We start from the raw sequence: 20254 nt of genomic DNA on the forward strand, positions 1-20254 counted from the left end.
CAAGGCATTATAATCCCCAAAAGAGATTTGAATGCCACCACCACATATTGTTGATTGTATTTTTCATTGCTTTGCGAAGATGATACAGAAATTTGAAATCAACAAAATTATTTTACAGCCATTATTGCAGACGCATATTTTGAATATAACCGTTTGCTTACCTGCATTGTATTACCAATGGGCTGATCCGGAAAATGGAGTTTATTTTCAACCCAGCCCAATTCAAATGCCATGAGTGCCTGATTGAACTTATCCTGATCAAAATTAGTATTATCCTGCATATTTTTTTCAACTGTATCAATAAACATTTTCCATCTTTCACGGTAATAGGTTTGCATTAATCCTGCCCAGGCACGATTGGCATAGTCGGTTAAATGTTTACCGGGCTCGCCCCAAACCGTTAAAATTCTTTTTGCATCTTGGGCATAATATTGTTTTTTCTGAGGAGTGGCCGCCATTTTTTCTGCATCTGCAATCCAGCTACCCAACAAACAATTTTGATTGGTTGCCAGAAGTGTATCCATATCACTCAATAATGCTAGCATTTGCTTGCCATACTGTTGAACGGCATCGGTATTGTGTTCGTTATAACTTTTGGTAAAACCATCACGGAGCACGGCAAAATAATTTCCGAGCACCTGCCGGCCGGTATTTACTACATCGTACAAATAAACCGGAGGTGTATGGGCATTAACAGGAGCCTGCAATAATAAATGCCAGGCTTCTAATAAGCTTTTATTGTTATAATTAATTTGAGGATCAGTTGTCCAGGTATTGTGTCCTGTAAAAGCAGGACGGGCATTGGTTAAAGTGGCACGGCCTAAACCGGCTCTTTCAGCGTATGTGGTATGTAATAAAATATTCCAGGCCTTTTCTACCGATTCATTGTTGGCTCCATACCTGCTTTTGGCCCAGTTATTTACCCAATTGGCAACATTTACAGGGCCTGTGCTCCAGGCTTTGTCGAATACATATTGATACATGATGGGGTTAACACCAAACCCTTCTAAAGTTGAGCCCAAACCTTTCATGTTTGCACCTCCCTTCTGAAAAGTATTCTCCATTCTTTCCTCTATTTCCGAAAGGTTTCCCGACATCATGGTATTGCCGCCAAAATTTTGCCGAGATAGCACCAAATATAAGGTTGCCCATAAAAAGCATCGGTAAATTTCCATATTTCGGTATTATCACAGTAATAATCTAACAATGTCATTTTACCTTGCGGAACAGCAGTTAAAAAGGCTTTAATACGTTCATCTGTCCATTGTTTACGCTGATAATAAAAAATCCAGCTCATTTGTAACCATTCTGCTTTGGGATCGGTTTGCAGCATAGATTCGTAGATGGTATTGGCTACCGAAGCTAGATACTTAGGTTCCCAACTGGGTGGGGTAACTTCATTGAAAGGGTCGGCACCATAAATATGGCTGGTGCCCAATAATTTTGTTTGCTCTTCTAAATAAGCTTTTTGAATGGGTTTAAATAAGGAATCGAAAGGATCTAAAAAATAGCTTTCATATTGTTTGCTAAAATCGCCCCACTCGCCCAATGAATGAATTTTTGCTTTGGGATAAATGGTAGTCAATGCCTGCGGAACATGCCCTGCAAATGCAGGTAAAACAGGCTTCATACCTAATTCTTTTTCGCGTTGTACAATTTTTTTCTGTAAGGCTAACTGACTGTTGATCCAATGCATGGGCAATGGCCCTTCCCATCTGTCAATATTGGCCATTCTATGCCAGGGCAAATAAGCCGGGCCGGTAAAAAAACCTCTAATTTGCTCATCAGTTAATCCAAACTTTTTCCATACTTTATACCAAATAGCTTCCTGTCCGGTTATGGCCAAAGGCATATTAATGCCATTTAATGCCATCCAGTCAATAAACCATTGCCAATCTTGCCAACCCCACCAGGGCATGGTATAACCAAATGTGCAGTAATTTAGAAAAAAACGCTCATTACAACGGGCTTTTAGCCCAATGGCTTTATCTAAAACAGGCATTTTTTGCGGCACGGTTACCCCTTCATTTCTGTACCACGAAACATTGGCTAAGCAGGTATTTTTCAAGTAATAGTTTAACCCAGCGGCCATAGCATTGACGTTACTGCCTTTAACAATGAGTTGATTATTTTGCCAATTGATAAAAAAAGAATCAATGGCACAATGTTCAATTTTTTGAAATTGTATAGCAGCGGCATATTGGGGTACTACTCGTTTAGCCAGTGTCTGTGCAGCAACTATATCAGCCGTGCTTTTGTTTTGCTGTGCATGTACCTGTAAAAAACAACAAATCAATAATAATGAGAACAACCGTTTCATATGTTTCCTTTTTAGAAGTGACTAAAAAATAACACCCAAACCTATAATGGTATGGCTGTGAAACACAAGCAGGTAATTTTTTTTCAGTAATGAAAAAAGCAGATGTATGTTTTACACGCCTTCTTTTTCCGACATTAAGTAAGCTTTAATAAATCCATCTAAATCGCCATCCATCACCGGGCCCACATTACCCACTTCATAATTGGTACGATGATCTTTAATCATTTTATAGGGATGAAAAACATAACTCCTGATTTGACTGCCCCATTCAATTTTCTTTTTAGTAGCATTAGTAGCATTTAAGGCTTCCTGTCGTTTTCGCAACTCTTCCTCATACAACCTGCTTTTCAGCATCTTCATGGCCATTTCTCTATTTTCGCCCTGTGTACGTGCCTGCTGACATTCTACAATGATGCCTGAAGGTATATGCTTCAATCGCACAGCGGTTTCAACCTTATTTACATTTTGGCCGCCTTTACCACCGCTTCTGTAAAATTCCCATTCTACATCGGCCGGGTTAACGGTTATTTCAATGGTATCATCAATTAACGGATACACAAATACCGATGCAAATGAAGTATGCCTTCTTGCATTGCTATCAAAGGGCGAAATTCTTACCAAACGGTGCACACCACTTTCTGCTTTTAAAAAACCATAAGCAAATGGTCCGTCAAATTGCAAAGTAACACTCTTAATACCGGCTCCATCACCTTCCTGCAAATCCACCTCCGTTATTTTCCAGCCCTGCTTTTCGCCATACATAATATACATGCGCATCAGCATTTCTGCCCAATCCTGACTTTCGGTTCCGCCTGCACCGGGATTAATTTGCATAATAGCAGGCAATTCATCTTCCGGTTTATTTAATGTGCTTTTAAATTCAGCATCTTCAATAACGGAAAGTGCATGTTCATAAGCTGCTTTAGTTTCTTCTTCCGTAGCATCCCCGTCCTTCCAAAATTCAAACAGCACTGCAAAATCTTCAACAGCGGTATTTACCTGTTTAAATATATTTATCCAGTATTCATGAATCTTAATAGATTTCATGATGGCTGTTGCCCGCTGATTATCATCCCAAAATCCGGGAGAAAGTGATAACTGTCGATCGGTTTCTAATTTTTGCAAACGATTATCCACGTCAAAGAAACCTCCTCAGGACAAGCACTCTGTCCCTCATACTCTTAATTTGTTCCTGTGTCATATACTTACAAAAATAAGGAATTGAAAAGTTTTGGCAGCAACGAAATAGGAATGAATGATAAGGAGTATTGCATTTCCTTACATTGTTTGATTTTATTCAAATTTTAATTATCCCGCACGGAGCTTATTCATTGAATATTTTTATCTTTAATTTCTTTCAATGTGCAACCATTGATACAATATCTAAATGCCCTGCTGTGTAGTAATTGATTATTCAAATCATTAAAACAGACACCTTGAAACAGTTACTGATTTATTGTTTACCATTGATAATGATATCCTGTTCTAATCATTCATCAGACTATCAGGCAATGCAGGCAAAAATTGACAGTCTTCAAAAGCAAGTGAATAAAAGTTACAAACCGGGGTTGGGTGAATTTATGTCGGCCATTCAGGTACATCACGCCAAATTATGGTTTGCCGGCACCAATCAAAACTGGAAATTAGCCGATTTTGAAATTCATGAAATAATGGAAGCCATAGATGATATTCAGCAATATTGCACAGACAGGCCGGAATCGAAAGAAGTGGTGATGTTACAACCTGCAATAGATAGTTTAAATAAAACCATTGCGTCAAAAAACAAATTGGCTTTTAAAAGCAGTTTTATTTTTTTAACACAAACCTGCAATAATTGCCATAAAGAAGTACATTATAATTTTAATGAAGTGGTTATTCCTACCACGCCACCCTTTAGCAATCAGTTATTCACCACGCCTAAACCATAAAAAGCTACAAACCTCATAAGCCGGATTCTGTTTCTACACTATCATTTATCTGCGATAAACATTACTGTTTACCTGTTGCTGCCTACCCTGAGCCTTGAACGAGCAGCTCTCAAAACGGCTCTATATGTGGCATTGCAGCACCCAAGGTTTACCCGTTGCTACCGTTACCGATAACAACCGTGAGCTCTTACCTCACATTTTCACCCTCATCTCGCCTTAGGCAAGACAGTTATTTTCTGTGGCACTTTCTCTCACCAATTGGTGGCCGGCTGTTCACCGGTGGGTTGCTCTGTACTGTCCGGACTTTCCTCCCTGTTAAAACAAGGCGATAGCGCGGGTTTGTAGCCAACTGTAAAGTTATTGTAAATTATTTTGTAAGAAAGCTAAACTTAATGCCCATGCTTCTTTTGCCGCTTTTGGATGATAACTTGCCCGTTCATTACAATGAAATCCGTGATCGGCATAAGAAAAAATAACTTTCGCATAATCTTTATTGGCGGCTATTAAGGCCTGCTCCACTTCGTTTCTATGCGCTTCTGTAATATGCTGATCTTTACCACCATAAAAAAAGAGTTGTGGCCCATGTAGTTCATTTACTCTATTGGCAAGTGCATGCATGCCACCGCCATAAAAAGAAATGCCTGCTGACAATGGTGCAACCATATTGGCCAATAATGCAACTCTACCACCGAGACAAAAGCCTATGCATGCAATTTTATTGATTTGAACATTTTGTTCATTTTGTAACCAATGGTAGGCAGCCAGAATATCGACCGATAATTGTTCGGTGGTTAAAGCCTGAAAATGCGGTGCAATAACACTAAAATCATCATAGCCGGTTGCAAAACCAGGTGCGGTTCTATGGTATGATTCCGGAGCAATTACCACATAACCTTCATTAGCCAATCGTTGTGCTACATCTTTAATATGATGGTTTACACCAAATGCTTCCTGAAACAATAGTATACCGGGTAAACTTTTATTGGTTTCAGGATGTGCAATAAATGCATTCATTTGTGATCCATCGCTAACAGGCAATGTAATAGTGTCTGTATACATGTTTCTTAATTTAATATTGAAAATAAATTTCGGTTGCACCATAACCATAACGCGGATGGTATTGATTTACAAAAGTTTTTACCTCTTTTCTTGTTTTTAAAATAGCATGAATTTCATCGCGTAATTTACCACTGCCAACACCATGTATAACAATGAGTGAAGGTTGCCTGTGGGCAATAGCCAAATCATACCATTTTTCAAATTCTTTTAGTTGATACATTAAAATATCAAAATTGTTCATATCCTTCCAATTATCTAACAACTTTTCCATGTGCAAGTCAACCTCTGAACGTGGAGATGCCAAATGCTCTTTTATTTTTTTGGCTTCATATATTTTGTAGCCTTGCGCTGCAAGCCCGGTTAATTCAAATTTTTCAGCTTCCGGTGCATTATCAGGATATGTTTCAAATAACAAATATTCAATTGCAGATTGATTTTTACTTTTCAATTCTTCTATTTTCAAAAACAATTGTTTTGATTTTATTTTGATTGCAGTTTCAAAATGAGGAGCTTTATTTTTTTGCGGATTGTGTAAACTAAAAGTAAAATGAAAAGATGGCGCATCATTTACTGAAGCAAAATCAATATCGTGCAGATAAAAATCATGAAAAGGCAATATAGAATTATTTAATTCGAAGGATGCTGTACCAAAAAAGTGTTGGCTATACTCAAATTGGTAAGCCACTGCTGTTCTGTTGCGTAAATAAATTTTAAATTTTTCAACTACCTCATCATTAAACTCATCAAACATAAATACGGGTAACAATGACAGCCATACACCATCAGCAACTTTTGCTTTATTGGGTATAGGTTTTTCTTTTGGAATTTGATCAATATATTTTTTGGGCACTTCTTTGGGAGCAGCCTGCTCTTTTTTTTGCTTACTGAACCGATAAAAATAAGGAAAATCAATCTGATCCATATATGCCGGAAATTGAACCCCACGCACCTCTACCAGCACCATTTTATCATTAATAATTTCTACCACCTTGCCCGATTCATGGTTATGCAGAATGATAATCTCATCACCTACCTGATATTTCATTTATATAATTTAAAAGTGAATGAAAAAAGCATTTCACATTTAGTTGATGCAAAATATTGTTCAATGTTATTTTAACTATTGTTAACACACTGTAAACACAGTTTGCAAATTTACAAATTCTATGTTGCAAGGTTTTGATAAAAAAACCGCCTCGTGTTAAAAAAGCGGTTTCAAATACTTTTGTTGAAGGTAAAATTAATTCAGGCTTCTAAAATCAACCGGAACCAATTTACTGACACCGGGTTCCTGCATGGTTACACCATAAATTACATCCACCGCACTCATAGTTTGTTTATTGTGGGTAATTAAAATGAATTGAGAGTTTTCACTAAACTTTTTAATCATTTGCGTAAACTTGGTAACGTTGGCATCATCTAGTGGTGCATCTACTTCATCCATAATACAAAATGGTGCCGGCTTAATCAAATAAATGGCAAACAACAAAGCTGTTGCGGTTAAGGTTTTCTCACCTCCGCTCAACTGGGTAATGGAGGATGGACGTTTCCCTTTGGGTTTAGCCATAATTTCAATACCGGTTTCAGCTAAATTTTCTGGATTTTCCAATACCATATCACAGGTATCTTCTTCTGAAAACAGTGCTTTAAATACTTTTTGAAAGTTATCGCGAACCTTATTAAAAGTATCTAAAAATTGTTGATTGGCGGTAGCCTCTACCTCCTGAATGGTTTGTAATAAACTTTCTTTTGCCTGAACCAGGTCATTTTTTTGTTCTACAATAAACTCATATCGTTTTTTCATTTCCTGATACGCTTCAATTGCTGTGGGATTGACTTCACCAATATTTTCCATTCGCTTCCGCATCTTGTCGCTGGTGGCCTGTAACTCTTCCAGCGGCATTTCTGTGGTACGGGATTGCTCTAAAATTTCTTCCAGCGAAATTTTAAATTCCACATTCAATCTTTCCTTCATGCCTGCCAATTGCAACTTCAATTCATTCAATTTATCTTTTATTTCAGCCAGCAGGTGTTCCGCCAATTCACGTTGCTTATTTTTCTGGCGTACACCATTTTCTTTTTCCTGCAATATATTGCGCAAATTGTAATAGGCCTGATCAGCCTCATTCAATTGTTTTTCTTCTGTTTCCTTTTGCTTCATTAGCAGTATTAGCTCTTCTTCAATGATTTCAACTGCCAGTTTCCCTTCTTCAATTTGTGTAGCGGCTTCTGCCAATTGCCGGGTATTATTTTCTATTTGCTTTTGCAGATCATTCAACTGATTTTCTTTGAACTGCAATTCCTGTTGAATGGCATTGATTTTACTTTGCTGACGGGTAAGCTGCAGATTAAATTCATTGAACTGAATATTAGCAAGATTATAATCCTGCTCTGCCAACTGATAGTCCTGTTCAATCATGGCCATTTCATTGCCCAACGTTTTCAACTGTTCATTCAGTTGCGCAAGGGTTTGCCTGGTTTCAGCAATGCTATCCTGCTCATCCTGCATACGTTGTTCAATTTCTTCTAGCCGTTGCTGGGTTTGTTGCTGAGTAGCAGTGATGTTTTCGATTTTATTTTTAGCAGCAAAAACCTGATTAATTAATTGATTAATTTCATTTTCAGTGGCACGTATGGTTTGTTCTTTCAATTGTTCATTAAACCCCACCACTTTTTGATGGTTGTGCTGAATATCTGCTTTCAGTAAATTTACCACTGCTTCCTGCTCCTGAATTTCTTCTTCTAATTTTTCCAAATTTTTTGCACGCCCAATTTTCTTTCCTTCAAACAAGCCAACGCTACCGCCGGTTAACGTGTATTTACCCTTTACAATTTTGCCCGATTTTTCCAGAATAATGGCATCAGAAAATACATCCTGTTCCATTAGAACTTCTGATTCTGCAATAAATACATGGCCAAGTAAATAAGCAGCTAATGGCCGGTATTGATCATCTACTTCAATAATGTCCATGGCCGCAATGGTTTGTGCAGGCTGTGCTATGCCGATAGAATAATGTTGAAATTTATCCAACATAAAAAAGTTGGCTTTCCCTTTTTGGTGTTTATCTAATAAACGTACTGCCTGCAAACCTTCTTCTAAATTATTTACCACAAAATAATTGAGATAAGGCTCCAACACATTTTCTACTGCGGCCCGATAAGCTTCTTTTACATAAATAATGTCTGATAAAATGGGAGCATGATTATCCCATTCCGGATTTTTATGCAAAAATTTAATGCTTTCAGGGTAACCTTCCATTGAATCGATTAAACTCTTTAAAAGGTTGTATTCATTTTTGCGTGCATCTAACTTGCGGCTTTCATCTGCTAACTGATTGCGTAAAACTTCCAGCTCTTGTTGTGTTTCCAGAATTTGCTGTTTGGTTTTTTCATGTTGTTCCTGCATTTGTTGCAAATGTGTACGCTTTTCAGCCAGGGTTTGTTCTTTTTGGGTTAACTCAATGATTAATTGTTGCAATTGTGCTTCCCTATTTTTTTGTTCGGTAGCTAATTGCATTTGCGAACGCTGCAAATTTTGTATAGAAGTATCGGCAATGGCTACTTTTTTTTCTGCGTCAAACTGTGACCGTTGTAATTGCTGATATTGCTGGCGTAGTTGATCAACACCGGATCTTTTTTCATCAAATATTTGCCTTTTCAGTTCCACCTCATATTTCAGGTTTTCTAAATTGGCATGCATATCTGCCAACTTATTTTCTTCATCCTTTATTTGTACTTTACTGAAAGCAAGTGATTCATCAATTCCTTTTAACTGGCCTTCCGCATTTTGAAGAAAATGCTTCAAATTGGTTTCTTTTTCTTTTAAAAAAACTAATTTTTGTGAGGCGAGATTTTTATCATTTTCTTTGGTACGCAACTGTTGCACCAGTTCATTAAACTGGTATTGCATGCTTTGCAATGCCTTTTCTTTTTCTATAAACCCAATTTTTTCCTGCTCTAATACTGCTTCCTGATTGGCTATTTCAGCCTCTAAGCGTATTTTTTTATCGGTTTCAAGTTCCTGCTGTTCCTGTAAATTTTTATAGGTTAAATTAAATCCTTCCAGCGAAGCCTTAGCCAATTCAACGGCTATGATTTTATATTCTTTTTTTATTTCATAATATTTTTCAGCTTTTTTAGCCTGGCTTTCTAAGGATTTTAGCTGGTTATGAATTTCAAAAAGTAAATCTTCAATTCTGGCTAAATCCTGTTCGGTTGCATCTAATTTTGATTTGGCTTCTTTTTTTCTGGTTTTATAAATGGTAATACCGGCCGCTTGTTCCAACATTCTTCTGCGGCTGTTTTCTTTGTCTTTAATAATATCATCTACCATTCCTAGTTCAATAATAGCATAACTGTCATTACTAACACCGGTATCTAAAAACAGGTTATGAATGTCTTTTAAACGGCATGCTACATCATTTAAACGGTATTCACTATCTCCATTTTTATAAAACCTTCTGGTAACGGTAACGGTGCTAAATTCGGTAGGTAATAAATTTCTGGTATTTTCGAAAGTGAGGCTTACTTCAGCCAAACCGCTGGGGCTGCGGGTTTTAGAGCCATTGAACACCAATGCATCCAGATTTTCACTACGCAATGAGGAAATTTTCTGTTCACCAATTACCCAACGAATACTATCAATAATATTGCTTTTACCACAACCATTGGGCCCGATAATGCCGGTAATTCCTTCATCGAAATTAACGATGGTTTTATCGGCAAAACTTTTGAAACCTTTTATTTCTAATGACTTTAATCGCACAGTTCTACAGTTTTTTAGTACCTGCGAACATAGCTAAAAACCTTTAAAATTGTATGCTTTGGAATATTTTGTGGAGAACTGGGGTTAAAATGAGGAAAAATAAAAAGATATGCTTCTAAAATGCAGTTCTGTAACAGATTTTGCACAAAAAAACCTTACTTTTCGCGTTGAATGCTCGAAGGAAGGTTAAAGCTATTTTAGTATAATGTTCTATTTTACCACTTGTCAACTTCTTCTGTATCGGTATTATTTACCTCAGCTATTGTTGTTTCAATTGAAGTAGTTGCTATTTCAATAGGGGCAACTTGTGCTTCTTCTACAACTGAAACAACAACATTTTGTTCTGCCGGTTCATATCCTTCTGATTCGGAATATTCGTGATTAAAAGCATCAAAATCAAAATCGGGCATTAAATCTGTTTTAACAAAATCAACCGCTTCGCCCAATGCTTTAATAAATTTGTTGAAGTCTTCTTTATACAAGAATATTTTATGCCTGTCGTAGCCATTATCATCAAACCTTTTTCTGCTTTCGGTAATCGTTAAATAATAATCGTTGCCTTTTGTAGCTCTTACATCAAAAAAATAGGTTCTTCTTTTTCCGGCCCTGATACGTTTACTATAAACGCTTTCCATTTTTTTTTCGTTATTCTCGTACGCCACAGTTGTAAAGATTTTGGTTACTGAATTATTTGTGCTTGGCAAATATAGTATTGTTTATGAATTACCAAAACTTTATACCTGAAAGCTTTTTTAAGCTTCAAAAGCAGTTGCATTTTTTTCCAATACCTGTATGCGGTACAATTCTGCGTAATAACCATTTAATTGCATCAGGCTTTCATGGGTGCCTTCTTCGGTAATTTCACCATCTTCTAACACTACAATTTTATCGAATCTGAATGTTGAGAAAATACGATGGGTAATAATAATGCCGGTTTTATCTTTTAAAAAATTATACAGATTGGTTACAATTTCGTTTTCTGTTTTTGCATCAACGGCGCTTAAACAGTCGTCAAATACAATTACTTCGGGCTGTTTTATTAAGGCTCTGGCAATGGATATTCGTTGCTTTTGGCCACCGCTTAAAGTAACGCCCCGCTCTCCTACCAATGTTTCATAATGTTTATCAAAACTCATAATTTCATTGTGTATGCTGGCGTTTTTTGCTGCCTGCTCAACCTGGGCTTTATCAATAGGCCCTTGCTGACCGAATGCAATATTATTGGCAATGGTATCACTAAACAGAAATACATCCTGCGGAATATAACTGATTTCTTTTCTAAGAATTCTCAGTGGAATATCCTGAATATCGTGCCCACCAATGGTAATATTGCCTTTATCGGGGTTATAAAAATGCAATAATAATTGTGCAACGGTTGATTTACCGCTACCGGTTCGTCCCAGTAACAATACTTTTTGGCCGGCCTGTACGGTTAAATTAAAATTAGATAATGCCTGTATGCCTGTGTTGGGATATGTAAAACTGATTTGATTGAAATGAATATCACCCGAAACATGCACCGGTTTTAAATTCGGTTTATCTTGTATTTCCGGTGTAGTGTTTAAAAACTCATTGATTCTTTTTTGTGAAGCAGCAGCCCGTTGAATCATACTGGCTGTCCAGCCAATTGCACTTACCGGAAACGTAAGCATGTTAATATAAATTACAAACTCTAAAATGGTTCCTGCACTTACATTGTATTGTTGATGAATGAGATACCATCCGCCAATGGCAATGGTTAATAAAGTACTGATGCCAATTAACAGCGTCATGGATGGGAAATAGATGGCTTCTACCTTCGCCAGTCCAATGGCATTTTTTTTGTATTCCTCGCTGTTCTTATCAAAAAAATGCAACATCGATTTTTCCTGAACAAATGATTTAATAACCCGAATACCGGAATACGATTCCTGCGCAGCGGTAGTTAAATCGGATAATAGTGCCTGAATTTTTTCGCTTTTCCGGTTAATGATGGTATTTACATAATAAATGGTAATAGCCAAAATGGGCAATGGCGATAATACATACAATGTTAAATGCCAATTGGTTTGAAACATAAAGAACAGGCAGAAACCAATGGTAGCGGCCAAATTAATAAAATACATCACTGCCGGGCCGGCATACATTCTTACCCTGCTTACATCTTCAGTAATACGGTTCATTAAATCGCCGGTACTATGCGTTTTATAAAAAGCAGCGTCTAATTGTTGATAATGGGTAAATATTTCATTTTTTTGATCAAACTCTATATGACGGCTCATTACTATAATGGTTTGCCGCATTAAAAACATAAAGAAACCACCTATTAATGCCAGTAAAAACAAAACCACTGCACTGATGAAGATATTGGTTGAAAAACTGTTGTTTTCTGCCTGAATAACTTTAATAAAATGTTGCACCAAAAAATCGTAATTGGCAATCCGTTTATTTTCATGTATAGTATTAGCTGCAGTTTGTTGTAGAATCAGATGCTCAGCCTGATCTACCACATAACCGGAAACCTGAGGAGCCAGGATTCGAAAATAGTTAGACAGAATAATGAAAAGTATACCTAACAGAAATCTGGTTTTATACTTCCAGAAATATTTATTTATTACAGATAATTGTTTCATGAACCGCAAAGATAAGAAAAGCGGTTTGTACCATTTTTTTCTGCGGAACCCCTTTTTTAAGTGGATTGTATGTAACTGTGCAGTTGTTCGATGGTTTCTTTTTGATCGTGAATGGTTTCATAAATTACGTCATTAATCGAAACAATACCGCATAAACTATCTGTTTGATCGAACACCGGCAAATAGCGGATATTATTATCGCTCATAATGTGCATACAACTTTCAATAGAAGTTTCGGGGGTAATATGCGGCAATCCTGTACTCATAATTTCTGCAACAGTGGTTTGTTCAGAATGTTTACCGGCTAAAATTACTTTACGGGCATAATCACGTTCGGTAAGTAAGCCAATGTATTGTTTTTGTTCATTTTGAACTACTACAGAGCCAATGTTTTTGTCGGCCATTAATTTTAAAGCATCAAAAACCAATGTGTTAGCAGGTACGCCTATCACAGCAGTACCTTTTCTGTTTAAAATATCTTTTACTTTTTTCATATTTAGAAGCAGTTTAGCAGTTACAAAAGCCAATGAAAAATACAATTTAAAAAGGATATTGCAAAATAAGAAGCAGATAAAGTATAATTTTTTTGGAAGATAAACAGCCGCACCTTTATTTTGCACCCGGAGAGATGGCAGAGCGGTTTAATGCGGCGGTCTTGAAAACCGTTGACTGTAACAGGTCCGGGGGTTCGAATCCCTCTCTCTCCGCTCTCAATAAAAAAACTCCTGAAAATTCAGGAGTTTTTTTAGAAATACAAATATTTATTGCGATTTGATAAGTTAATTTTATTTATAACTGTAATTATAATTTTTAAAAAAAACTAATTCATTAATTTCACTCATTTTGCTGCACTTTCTTATTATGGTGTGTAATGTACCGGGTAGTTTCATAAATGGCTTGCATCCATAACTGCATATCTTTTTGAATAGAATCGGTAATTGCATCTTTAGGAATCGGTACATTATTTTCCATCGAAAATATTTTAATTTTCTCCGGTTTTCCAATGGGTTGGGTTACAAAATATTGATGTTTTAATAATCCCAATTGTTGTTGTTCTCCTTCAAAAATAAATGCCATGTTTTGGGTAGTATCTTTCACATGCAATAAGTCTCTGCCCATACCGGTATTGGTATATGGAATATTGGCAATTCCTGCCAATACAGGCAATACATCTACCTGCGAAGCAATCATACTATGCTTTGCAGGTTGTACTAATTTTGGAGCGTATATAATAAAAGGAACATGATTTTTGGTAAGCCCCTGTGCTGTATATGCTTTGGGAAATAAAGCATCTGCATTTCCAACCAATCCATGATCGCCAATAAATGCAATGATGGTATTATTAAAATAGGGTTCCTTTTGTATGGTTTCAATAAAATGCTGCACGTTAAAATCAAAATAACGAAAGGCATTGAGTTCATCGTTCGAGGTAAATCCATATTTCAATAATGTATCATTGGGTACCGTTACCTTTTTAAAAGTTTGCAAATCTTCCGGAGCTATAGAATAAGGCCGGTGATTATCAGCAGTTTGTATCACAGCAAAAAATGGCCGGGTTTGTTTTACCAGTACCTTATTGGCTTCGGTAAATAAATTGTGATCGCTGATGCCCCAAACATCTAACCGTGGTGCGGTATAATCTTTCTCTTCATAAATATGCAAACTATCTATATTATTTTCCAACAAGCCTTTTATATTGGCCCAACTGGTACTGCCACCAATAAAATAATAATGGCCGTAGTTTTTGAATGAATTGATAATGGTTTGCTGATCAACAATTTGCGGATTACGACTGGCCGTTTTATTTTGTTCAACATCGGTTAATCCGGTAATAGTGGTCCAAACACCACGTGCCGTTCCGAAACCGGGTGTAAACATATGATCAAAGAAAATACTTTTTGCTGCCATTTGATCAATAAATGGTGTGCTATTTAACGGATTGCCAAACAACGAACTTTTATAAGCACTAAAACTTTCTGAAATAACTAAAATAATATTGGGATGTGTGGTTGCAGACAAACTGGAATCGGGTACAATATGCCTGGTATAATTTAAATGATTGGCATCCGGATGGGTAATGCCTAAATAGTTGGCCATTAAAGGATAATATTTCTTTGCCTTTTCCACATCATAAGTAGATTGCCGAAAAGCCAGCGTACTGAAAAAACTTTGAAATGGATTTAAAGCGGCCTGCGCATTAAAATCGCTGTTCAACGAAAATGCATCACTCCAACGCAGTGGAAACTGATCAAATTTCCCAAAAATTCCAAAGCCAAATAGTAGAAAATACAGGATGGAAAATAAACCTCTCCGTTTTTTGTAGGGCTCCTGCATATCAGCAGACTGTGCAATGAGCCTATGCGTATATTTTACCAAAAAAAAACTGAGCCATATAAAAAGAATCATTCCCAATACAATCCAAATAACATGATAGGTTTCCCACAACATGCCGAGTGAAATGCGTGTATTATGTAAAAAATCGAGTGCCTGTGCATTTAAGCGCACATCTAAATAAGCAAAATGTCCATAATCAAATGCATAAAACAAGGTAAACAGCACAATAGCTACGAACCATAAAATATAGGCAACTGTTTTCCCCAATTTTTTTCGGAAAGGATGCAAGGGCTTAATGGCGCCCAATATTAACATCAGTATGGCCATAATACCTACATCCCTGGCATCAAACCGAAAACCCATCCACAATACAAACAAAAAAGATTTCCATGAAAAAGCACCTGTATTGAATAAGCAGAAAGTAAAAATTCGGGCAATACTCATCAGCAGGAAGAAAGTAGCAGACAATATGAGTATCCAGCGCTGTAGGCGCGACAGTAGATTTTTTTGCATAGTAAGAGGCGTACAGTACAGTTAATAAAAAACAAACAAGCTGTAAAAATAATGTATTTCACATTAAGCGGGGCGCAGCTGAAAAAGAATAGCGAATAAATAATCGGTTTATCGAACTCTCCCGGCACCCCGGTAAGCCCTTTTCCAGTATGGATCATTCAAATCGCTGATGGTAACGCCACCGCTTGTAGAAGCATTGGCAAATTTATTATTGGCTACATAAACACCTACATGTGAAATGGCTCTGCTTCTTCTACCACCGGTATGAAAAAATACCAAATCACCTTCTTGCAACGAATCATCGGGTATTTTAGAACAGCTATTATATTGTTCCTGCGCTGTACGGGGTAAATTCACTCCATAAACATCCCGCATTACAATATAGGTAAAAGCAGAACAATCAATACATGCTTTTGTACTGCCGCCTAAGCAATAATTGGTACCCCACCATTCGTCAATTTTTTGTAGCAAAAGAATATCGGTTAACTTTTCAACCGTTGCATCCATTATAATGGCATATTTCATTTGCAGCCAGTTGGCTTTTTCGATACTTACCCAGCTATTGGGATTATTTTCATTGGCAGCAGCACGATTCAAGGTGTTAATTTTTGTAGTAGCTGTTTTATGGCGGGAATTTACAACTGAACCGGGGGCAATTTCTATTCCATCAATAAATTCAGGGTTTCCCGATTTTACCGATTTGGAAGTAGTGGTTAATGAATTATCGTGGGCTGTAATTTTCCGCAAAGTTTTACAACCGGTTACAGCTAAAACTATTCCCGCAATAAAAAAAATTGTTATACAACGCTTTGCCATAGCTTGCAAAATAAACAACCCTTTTTTAAGCTGCCAAAACCTGCACAACTTTTATCCATTCAACTTTATAACACCGAAATTGTGGATAAATTTTTCAACTTCATCTGCCTGCCGAAAGCAGTACCTTTGACTTTTGAATGGTTTCAAATTTTCAACAATCATGCCTAAATTTTCACATCTACATGTTCACTCGCAATATTCCTTACTCGATGGGGCAGCTTCCATCGGTTCACTTTACAAAAAAGCGGCCGCTAATAACATGCCGGCTGTGGCTTTAACTGACCATGGAAATATGTTTGGCGTATTTGATTTTGTGAATCAGGCCTGGAAAAACACAAAAGTAGTTGGTAAAGATGCCAATGGTAAAGATATATTAGAACCTGTTATTAAGCCCATTGTGGGTTGCGAATTTTATGTGGTAGAAAACAGGCATATTAAAACTTTCACTAAAGAATTAAAAGACCAGCGCTACCATCAGGTATTGCTGGCTAAAAATAAACAAGGCTACCAAAACCTCATTAAATTAACCTCATTGGGATTTATTGAAGGCATGTATAGCAAGTATCCCAGAATTGACAAAGAATTAATTCTGCAATACCATGAAGGCCTCATTGCCACCACCTGCTGCATTGGCGCTTATGTGCCACAAACCATTTTAAAAGGCGATACTGCCAAAGCTGAACAGGAATTTAAATGGTGGTTAGATATTTTTGGCGAGGATTATTATATTGAATTACAACGCCACAACATTAAAGAACAGGAAATCATCAACCATACCCTTTTACAGTTTTCCAAAAAATACAATGTTCCGGTAATAGCTACAAACGATAGCCACTATACTGAACGTGACGACTACAATGCACATGATATTTTATTGTGCGTAAATACCGGTGAAAAACAATCTACACCGGGTTTTGATGATTTTGTAAATGATGAAGTGCAGATCAAAAACCGGCGTTTTAAATTTCCGAACGATCAGTTTTATTTTAAAACACCGGAAGAAATGGCTACCCTGTTTGCCGACATTCCGGAAGCCATTGACAATACCAATGCCATTGTAGATAAAATTGAAGTACTCAATTTAAAAAAAGATATTTTACTGCCGGCCTTCCCTATTCCGACTTCTTTTAAAATTCATGATGATGATAATTTGAACCAGTGGGAATATTTAAAACACCTTACTTATGAAGGAGCCAAACAACGTTATGGCGAAATGAATGCCACAACCCAAGAACGTATTGACTTTGAATTGTTTACCATTAAAACCATGGGCTTTGCAGGCTACTTTTTAATTGTAAGCGATTTTATTAAGGCAGGCAGGCACATGAAAGTGTTTGTAGGCCCGGGCCGCGGTTCTGCCGCCGGTTCGGTGGTGGCTTATTGTATTGGCATTACCAATATTGACCCCATTAAATACAATTTATTGTTCGAGCGGTTTTTAAACCCCGATCGTAAATCAATGCCCGATATTGATACCGACTTTGATGATGATGGCCGTCAGAAAGTAATTGATTATGTGGTTGAGAAATATGGAAAAAATCAAGTGGCACAAATTATTACCTATGGTACCATGGCTGCCAAAAGCAGCATTAAAGATGTTGCCCGGGTAATGGATTTGCCGCTGGCCGAAGCCAATATGCTGGCTAAATTGGTGCCCGATAAACCCGGAACCGAATTAAGAAGAGTTTTACATGCACCCATCACCGCCAAAGAGGGCGAAAAATCATTAGAAGAAAAAGAAGGATATACTCAGGAAGATATTGAGAACATTAAAAAACTCAGGGAAATTTATGCCGGAGATGATATTCGTTCCCAGGTTTTAAAAGAAGCTGACAGACTTGAAGGCAGCATCCGCAATACCGGTGTGCATGCTGCAGGCATCATCATTGCCCCAAAAGATTTAACGGAACTGATTCCTGTTGCTACTGCAAAAGATTCTTCTTTATGGTTAACACAAATTGAAGGCAGTAGTATTGAAGAAGCCGGTGTAATTAAAATGGACTTTCTGGGCTTAAAAACGCTTTCGATTCTTAAAACCGCACTTGAATTAATCAAACAAAATCATCAAATAGAAATTGATTTAGATACCATTCCATTAGATGATGAAAAAACTTTTCAATTATATCAGAAAGGTGAAACCAATGGCACATTCCAGTTTGAAAGTGTTGGCATGCAAAAATACCTGCGTGAATTAAAGCCCGATCAGTTTGATGATTTAATTGCCATGAACGCATTATACCGCCCAGGCCCTATTGCTTATATTCCCAGCTTTATTGCCCGTAAACAAGGGCGGGAACAAGTGGTATACGATATTCCGGAAGCAGAACTATATCTGAAAGATACTTATGGCATTACCGTTTATCAGGAACAGGTTATGTTATTGAGCCAGAGTTTGGCAGGTTTTAGCAAAGGCGATGCCGATGTGTTGCGAAAAGCAATGGGTAAAAAACAAAAAAGTGTGTTGGATAAAATGAAAGCGCAGTTTATTGAGGGCGGTAAAGCCAAAGGACATTCAGCAGATGCTTTGGAAAAAATATGGACTGACTGGGAGGCCTTTGCGCAGTATGCTTTCAATAAATCGCACAGTACCTGTTATGCTTATGTGGCGTATCAAACTGCCTATTTAAAGGCACATTATCCGGGAGAATACATGTCGGCTGTTCTCAACCATGCAGGAAGTATTGATAAAATTACTTTTTTTATGGAAGAGTGTAAGCGAATGGGTATCAAAGTTTTGGGGCCGGATATTAACGAATCGTTGAAAGGCTTTGCCGTGAATAAAAAAGGAGAAATTCGTTTTGGATTGGGTGGCATTAAAGGCGTAGGTGATGCCGCTATTGAAAACATTATTGAAGAGCGCAATAAAAACGGACAGTTTAAAGATATTTTTGATTTTATTAGAAGGGTCAATCAACGTTCTGTCAATAAAAAATCGATGGAAAGTTTGGCATATAGCGGTGCGTTCGACTGTTTTCCACAAATGAATCGGGCACAATTTTTTGCCAAAAGCGATGGAGATAAAATTAGCAATCTGGAAAAAATTATTAATTACGGTGCTGCCAGTGGACAAATAAAAAGTGGTACTGCCAATACTTTGTTTGGAGAACTGCCTGTTGCTATGGAAATTCCGGTACCCAAAATAGCTGAATGTGAAGAGTGGTCTTTAACAGAAAAATTAAACTATGAAAAAGAAGTAACGGGTATGTTCATGAGTGGACATCCATTAGATCATTACCGGTTTGAATTGCAACATTATCAAATTATTGAAATTGCAGAGTTTAATGAAGTAAAAATGGATACCAACCTCATAAAACAAGCTGCCAATTTAACGGTACGTATAGCAGGTTTAATTGTAGATGTTCAACACAGGGTAACCAAAACAGGCAAAAATTTTGGCTCATTTATCATTGAAGATTTTTCAGGAAAAACAGAATTCACCCTTTGGAGTGAAGATTATGTAAAATTTCAAAACTATTTGGAAAAGGGCCAGAAAGTATTTCTCTCAGGCAATTTCAGGCAACGTTATAAAAGTGAGGAAAATTTTGAATTTAAAATTAACCAGCTCTATCTGTTAGAAACCCTGAAAGAACGAACTACCCGTATGCTCGAAATCAATATGGAGCCAGTTGACCTAACGAAAGAATGGATTAATTTTTTTGCCGAAAATGTAAAAGCATATCCGGGAAAAACACTTTTAAAATTCAACATAATTGATAACGCTGAAAACCTGAAAATTAGTTTATACAACAATGAAGTGAGTATTTTACTGAATGATGATTTGATTCAGTTTTTACAAAACCATCCGGAAGTACAGGTAAATGTGCATTTGCAAAATTAATGGCAGAATCAGCAACTGACGATTTGCCCCCTATTAGGGCAAAATGGCTGAAAACAAACGTTTCAGTCA

Annotated in this window: 13 protein-coding genes, 1 tRNA gene and 1 other RNA gene; 3 read left to right on the plus strand and 12 right to left on the minus strand. The window is 37.0% G+C overall.

From position 1 onward, the window contains the following. Window positions 1–107 precede the first annotated feature (107 nt). From A0F92_RS15750 to prfB, 3 genes are all read right to left on the minus strand, one after another. Window positions 108–1100: an alpha-N-acetylglucosaminidase C-terminal domain-containing protein gene (locus A0F92_RS15750; protein WP_253810067.1), complete on the minus strand. Its 993-nt coding sequence runs from the start codon at window positions 1098–1100 to the stop codon at window positions 108–110. Continuing rightward, window positions 1097–2320: an alpha-N-acetylglucosaminidase gene (locus A0F92_RS15755; protein ID WP_253810069.1), complete on the minus strand. Its 1224-nt coding sequence runs from the start codon at window positions 2318–2320 to the stop codon at window positions 1097–1099. Before A0F92_RS15755 ends, A0F92_RS15750 begins: the two co-directional genes overlap by 4 nt. A gap of 111 nt (window positions 2321–2431) precedes the next feature. Further along, a protein-coding gene (gene prfB, locus A0F92_RS02280) for a peptide chain release factor 2 (RefSeq protein WP_167516751.1) occupies window positions 2432–3521 on the minus strand; the annotation gives its coding sequence in 2 pieces (ribosomal slippage) (window positions 2432–3460 and window positions 3462–3521; 1089 coding nt in all). A gap of 235 nt (window positions 3522–3756) precedes the next feature. Between prfB and A0F92_RS02285 the strand changes: the two genes are divergently transcribed. Next, window positions 3757–4248, plus strand: a complete 492-nt coding sequence (locus A0F92_RS02285) for a hypothetical protein (RefSeq protein ID WP_167516752.1) — start codon at window positions 3757–3759, stop codon at window positions 4246–4248. Here A0F92_RS02285 and rnpB read toward each other — a convergent pair. From rnpB to A0F92_RS02320, 7 genes are all read right to left on the minus strand, one after another. Then, window positions 4249–4593: RNase P RNA component class A (gene rnpB / locus A0F92_RS02290), an RNA gene on the minus strand. It abuts the gene before it with no gap. A gap of 12 nt (window positions 4594–4605) precedes the next feature. Further along, window positions 4606–5307: a dienelactone hydrolase family protein gene (locus A0F92_RS02295; protein ID WP_068241574.1), complete on the minus strand. Its 702-nt coding sequence runs from the start codon at window positions 5305–5307 to the stop codon at window positions 4606–4608. 10 nt (window positions 5308–5317) lie between these two features. Beyond that, window positions 5318–6352 carry a Smr/MutS family protein gene (locus A0F92_RS02300; protein ID WP_068241260.1) on the minus strand — a complete coding sequence of 345 codons (1035 nt, stop codon included), beginning with the start codon at window positions 6350–6352 and terminating at the stop codon, window positions 5318–5320. Between the two features lie 195 nt (window positions 6353–6547). Further along, entirely contained in the window at window positions 6548–10072 is a 3525-nt protein-coding gene (smc, locus tag A0F92_RS02305) for a chromosome segregation protein SMC (RefSeq protein ID WP_068241263.1), read from the minus strand. A 215-nt stretch (window positions 10073–10287) separates the two neighbouring features. Further along, window positions 10288–10734, minus strand: a complete 447-nt coding sequence (locus A0F92_RS02310) for a DUF3276 family protein (protein ID WP_068241576.1) — start codon at window positions 10732–10734, stop codon at window positions 10288–10290. Between the two features lie 90 nt (window positions 10735–10824). Beyond that, window positions 10825–12684 (minus strand): ABC transporter ATP-binding protein, encoded by a 1860-nt coding sequence (locus A0F92_RS02315; protein ID WP_068241265.1) that lies wholly within the window; start codon window positions 12682–12684, stop codon window positions 10825–10827. 56 nt (window positions 12685–12740) lie between these two features. Then, window positions 12741–13178 carry a CBS domain-containing protein gene (locus tag A0F92_RS02320; RefSeq protein ID WP_068241267.1) on the minus strand — a complete coding sequence of 146 codons (438 nt, stop codon included), beginning with the start codon at window positions 13176–13178 and terminating at the stop codon, window positions 12741–12743. Window positions 13179–13306: 128 nt separating this feature from the next. On the opposite strand from A0F92_RS02320, the gene A0F92_RS02325 reads away from it, so the two are divergent. Beyond that, window positions 13307–13391 (plus strand) — tRNA-Ser (locus A0F92_RS02325). A 127-nt stretch (window positions 13392–13518) separates the two neighbouring features. Here A0F92_RS02325 and A0F92_RS02330 read toward each other — a convergent pair. Together A0F92_RS02330 and A0F92_RS02335 are read right to left on the minus strand one after the other, a co-directional pair. After that, window positions 13519–15531: an LTA synthase family protein gene (locus A0F92_RS02330; RefSeq protein WP_167516753.1), complete on the minus strand. Its 2013-nt coding sequence runs from the start codon at window positions 15529–15531 to the stop codon at window positions 13519–13521. Window positions 15532–15639: 108 nt separating this feature from the next. Then, window positions 15640–16278, minus strand: a complete 639-nt coding sequence (locus tag A0F92_RS02335) for a C40 family peptidase (RefSeq protein ID WP_167516754.1) — start codon at window positions 16276–16278, stop codon at window positions 15640–15642. Window positions 16279–16507: 229 nt separating this feature from the next. Between A0F92_RS02335 and dnaE the strand changes: the two genes are divergently transcribed. After that, entirely contained in the window at window positions 16508–20185 is a 3678-nt protein-coding gene (dnaE, locus tag A0F92_RS02340) for a DNA polymerase III subunit alpha (protein ID WP_068241273.1), read from the plus strand. Window positions 20186–20254: the final 69 nt, after the last annotated feature.

The organism is Hydrotalea flava (assembly GCF_001623405.1).
Classification (GTDB): Bacteria; Bacteroidota; Bacteroidia; order Chitinophagales; family Chitinophagaceae; genus Hydrotalea; species Hydrotalea flava.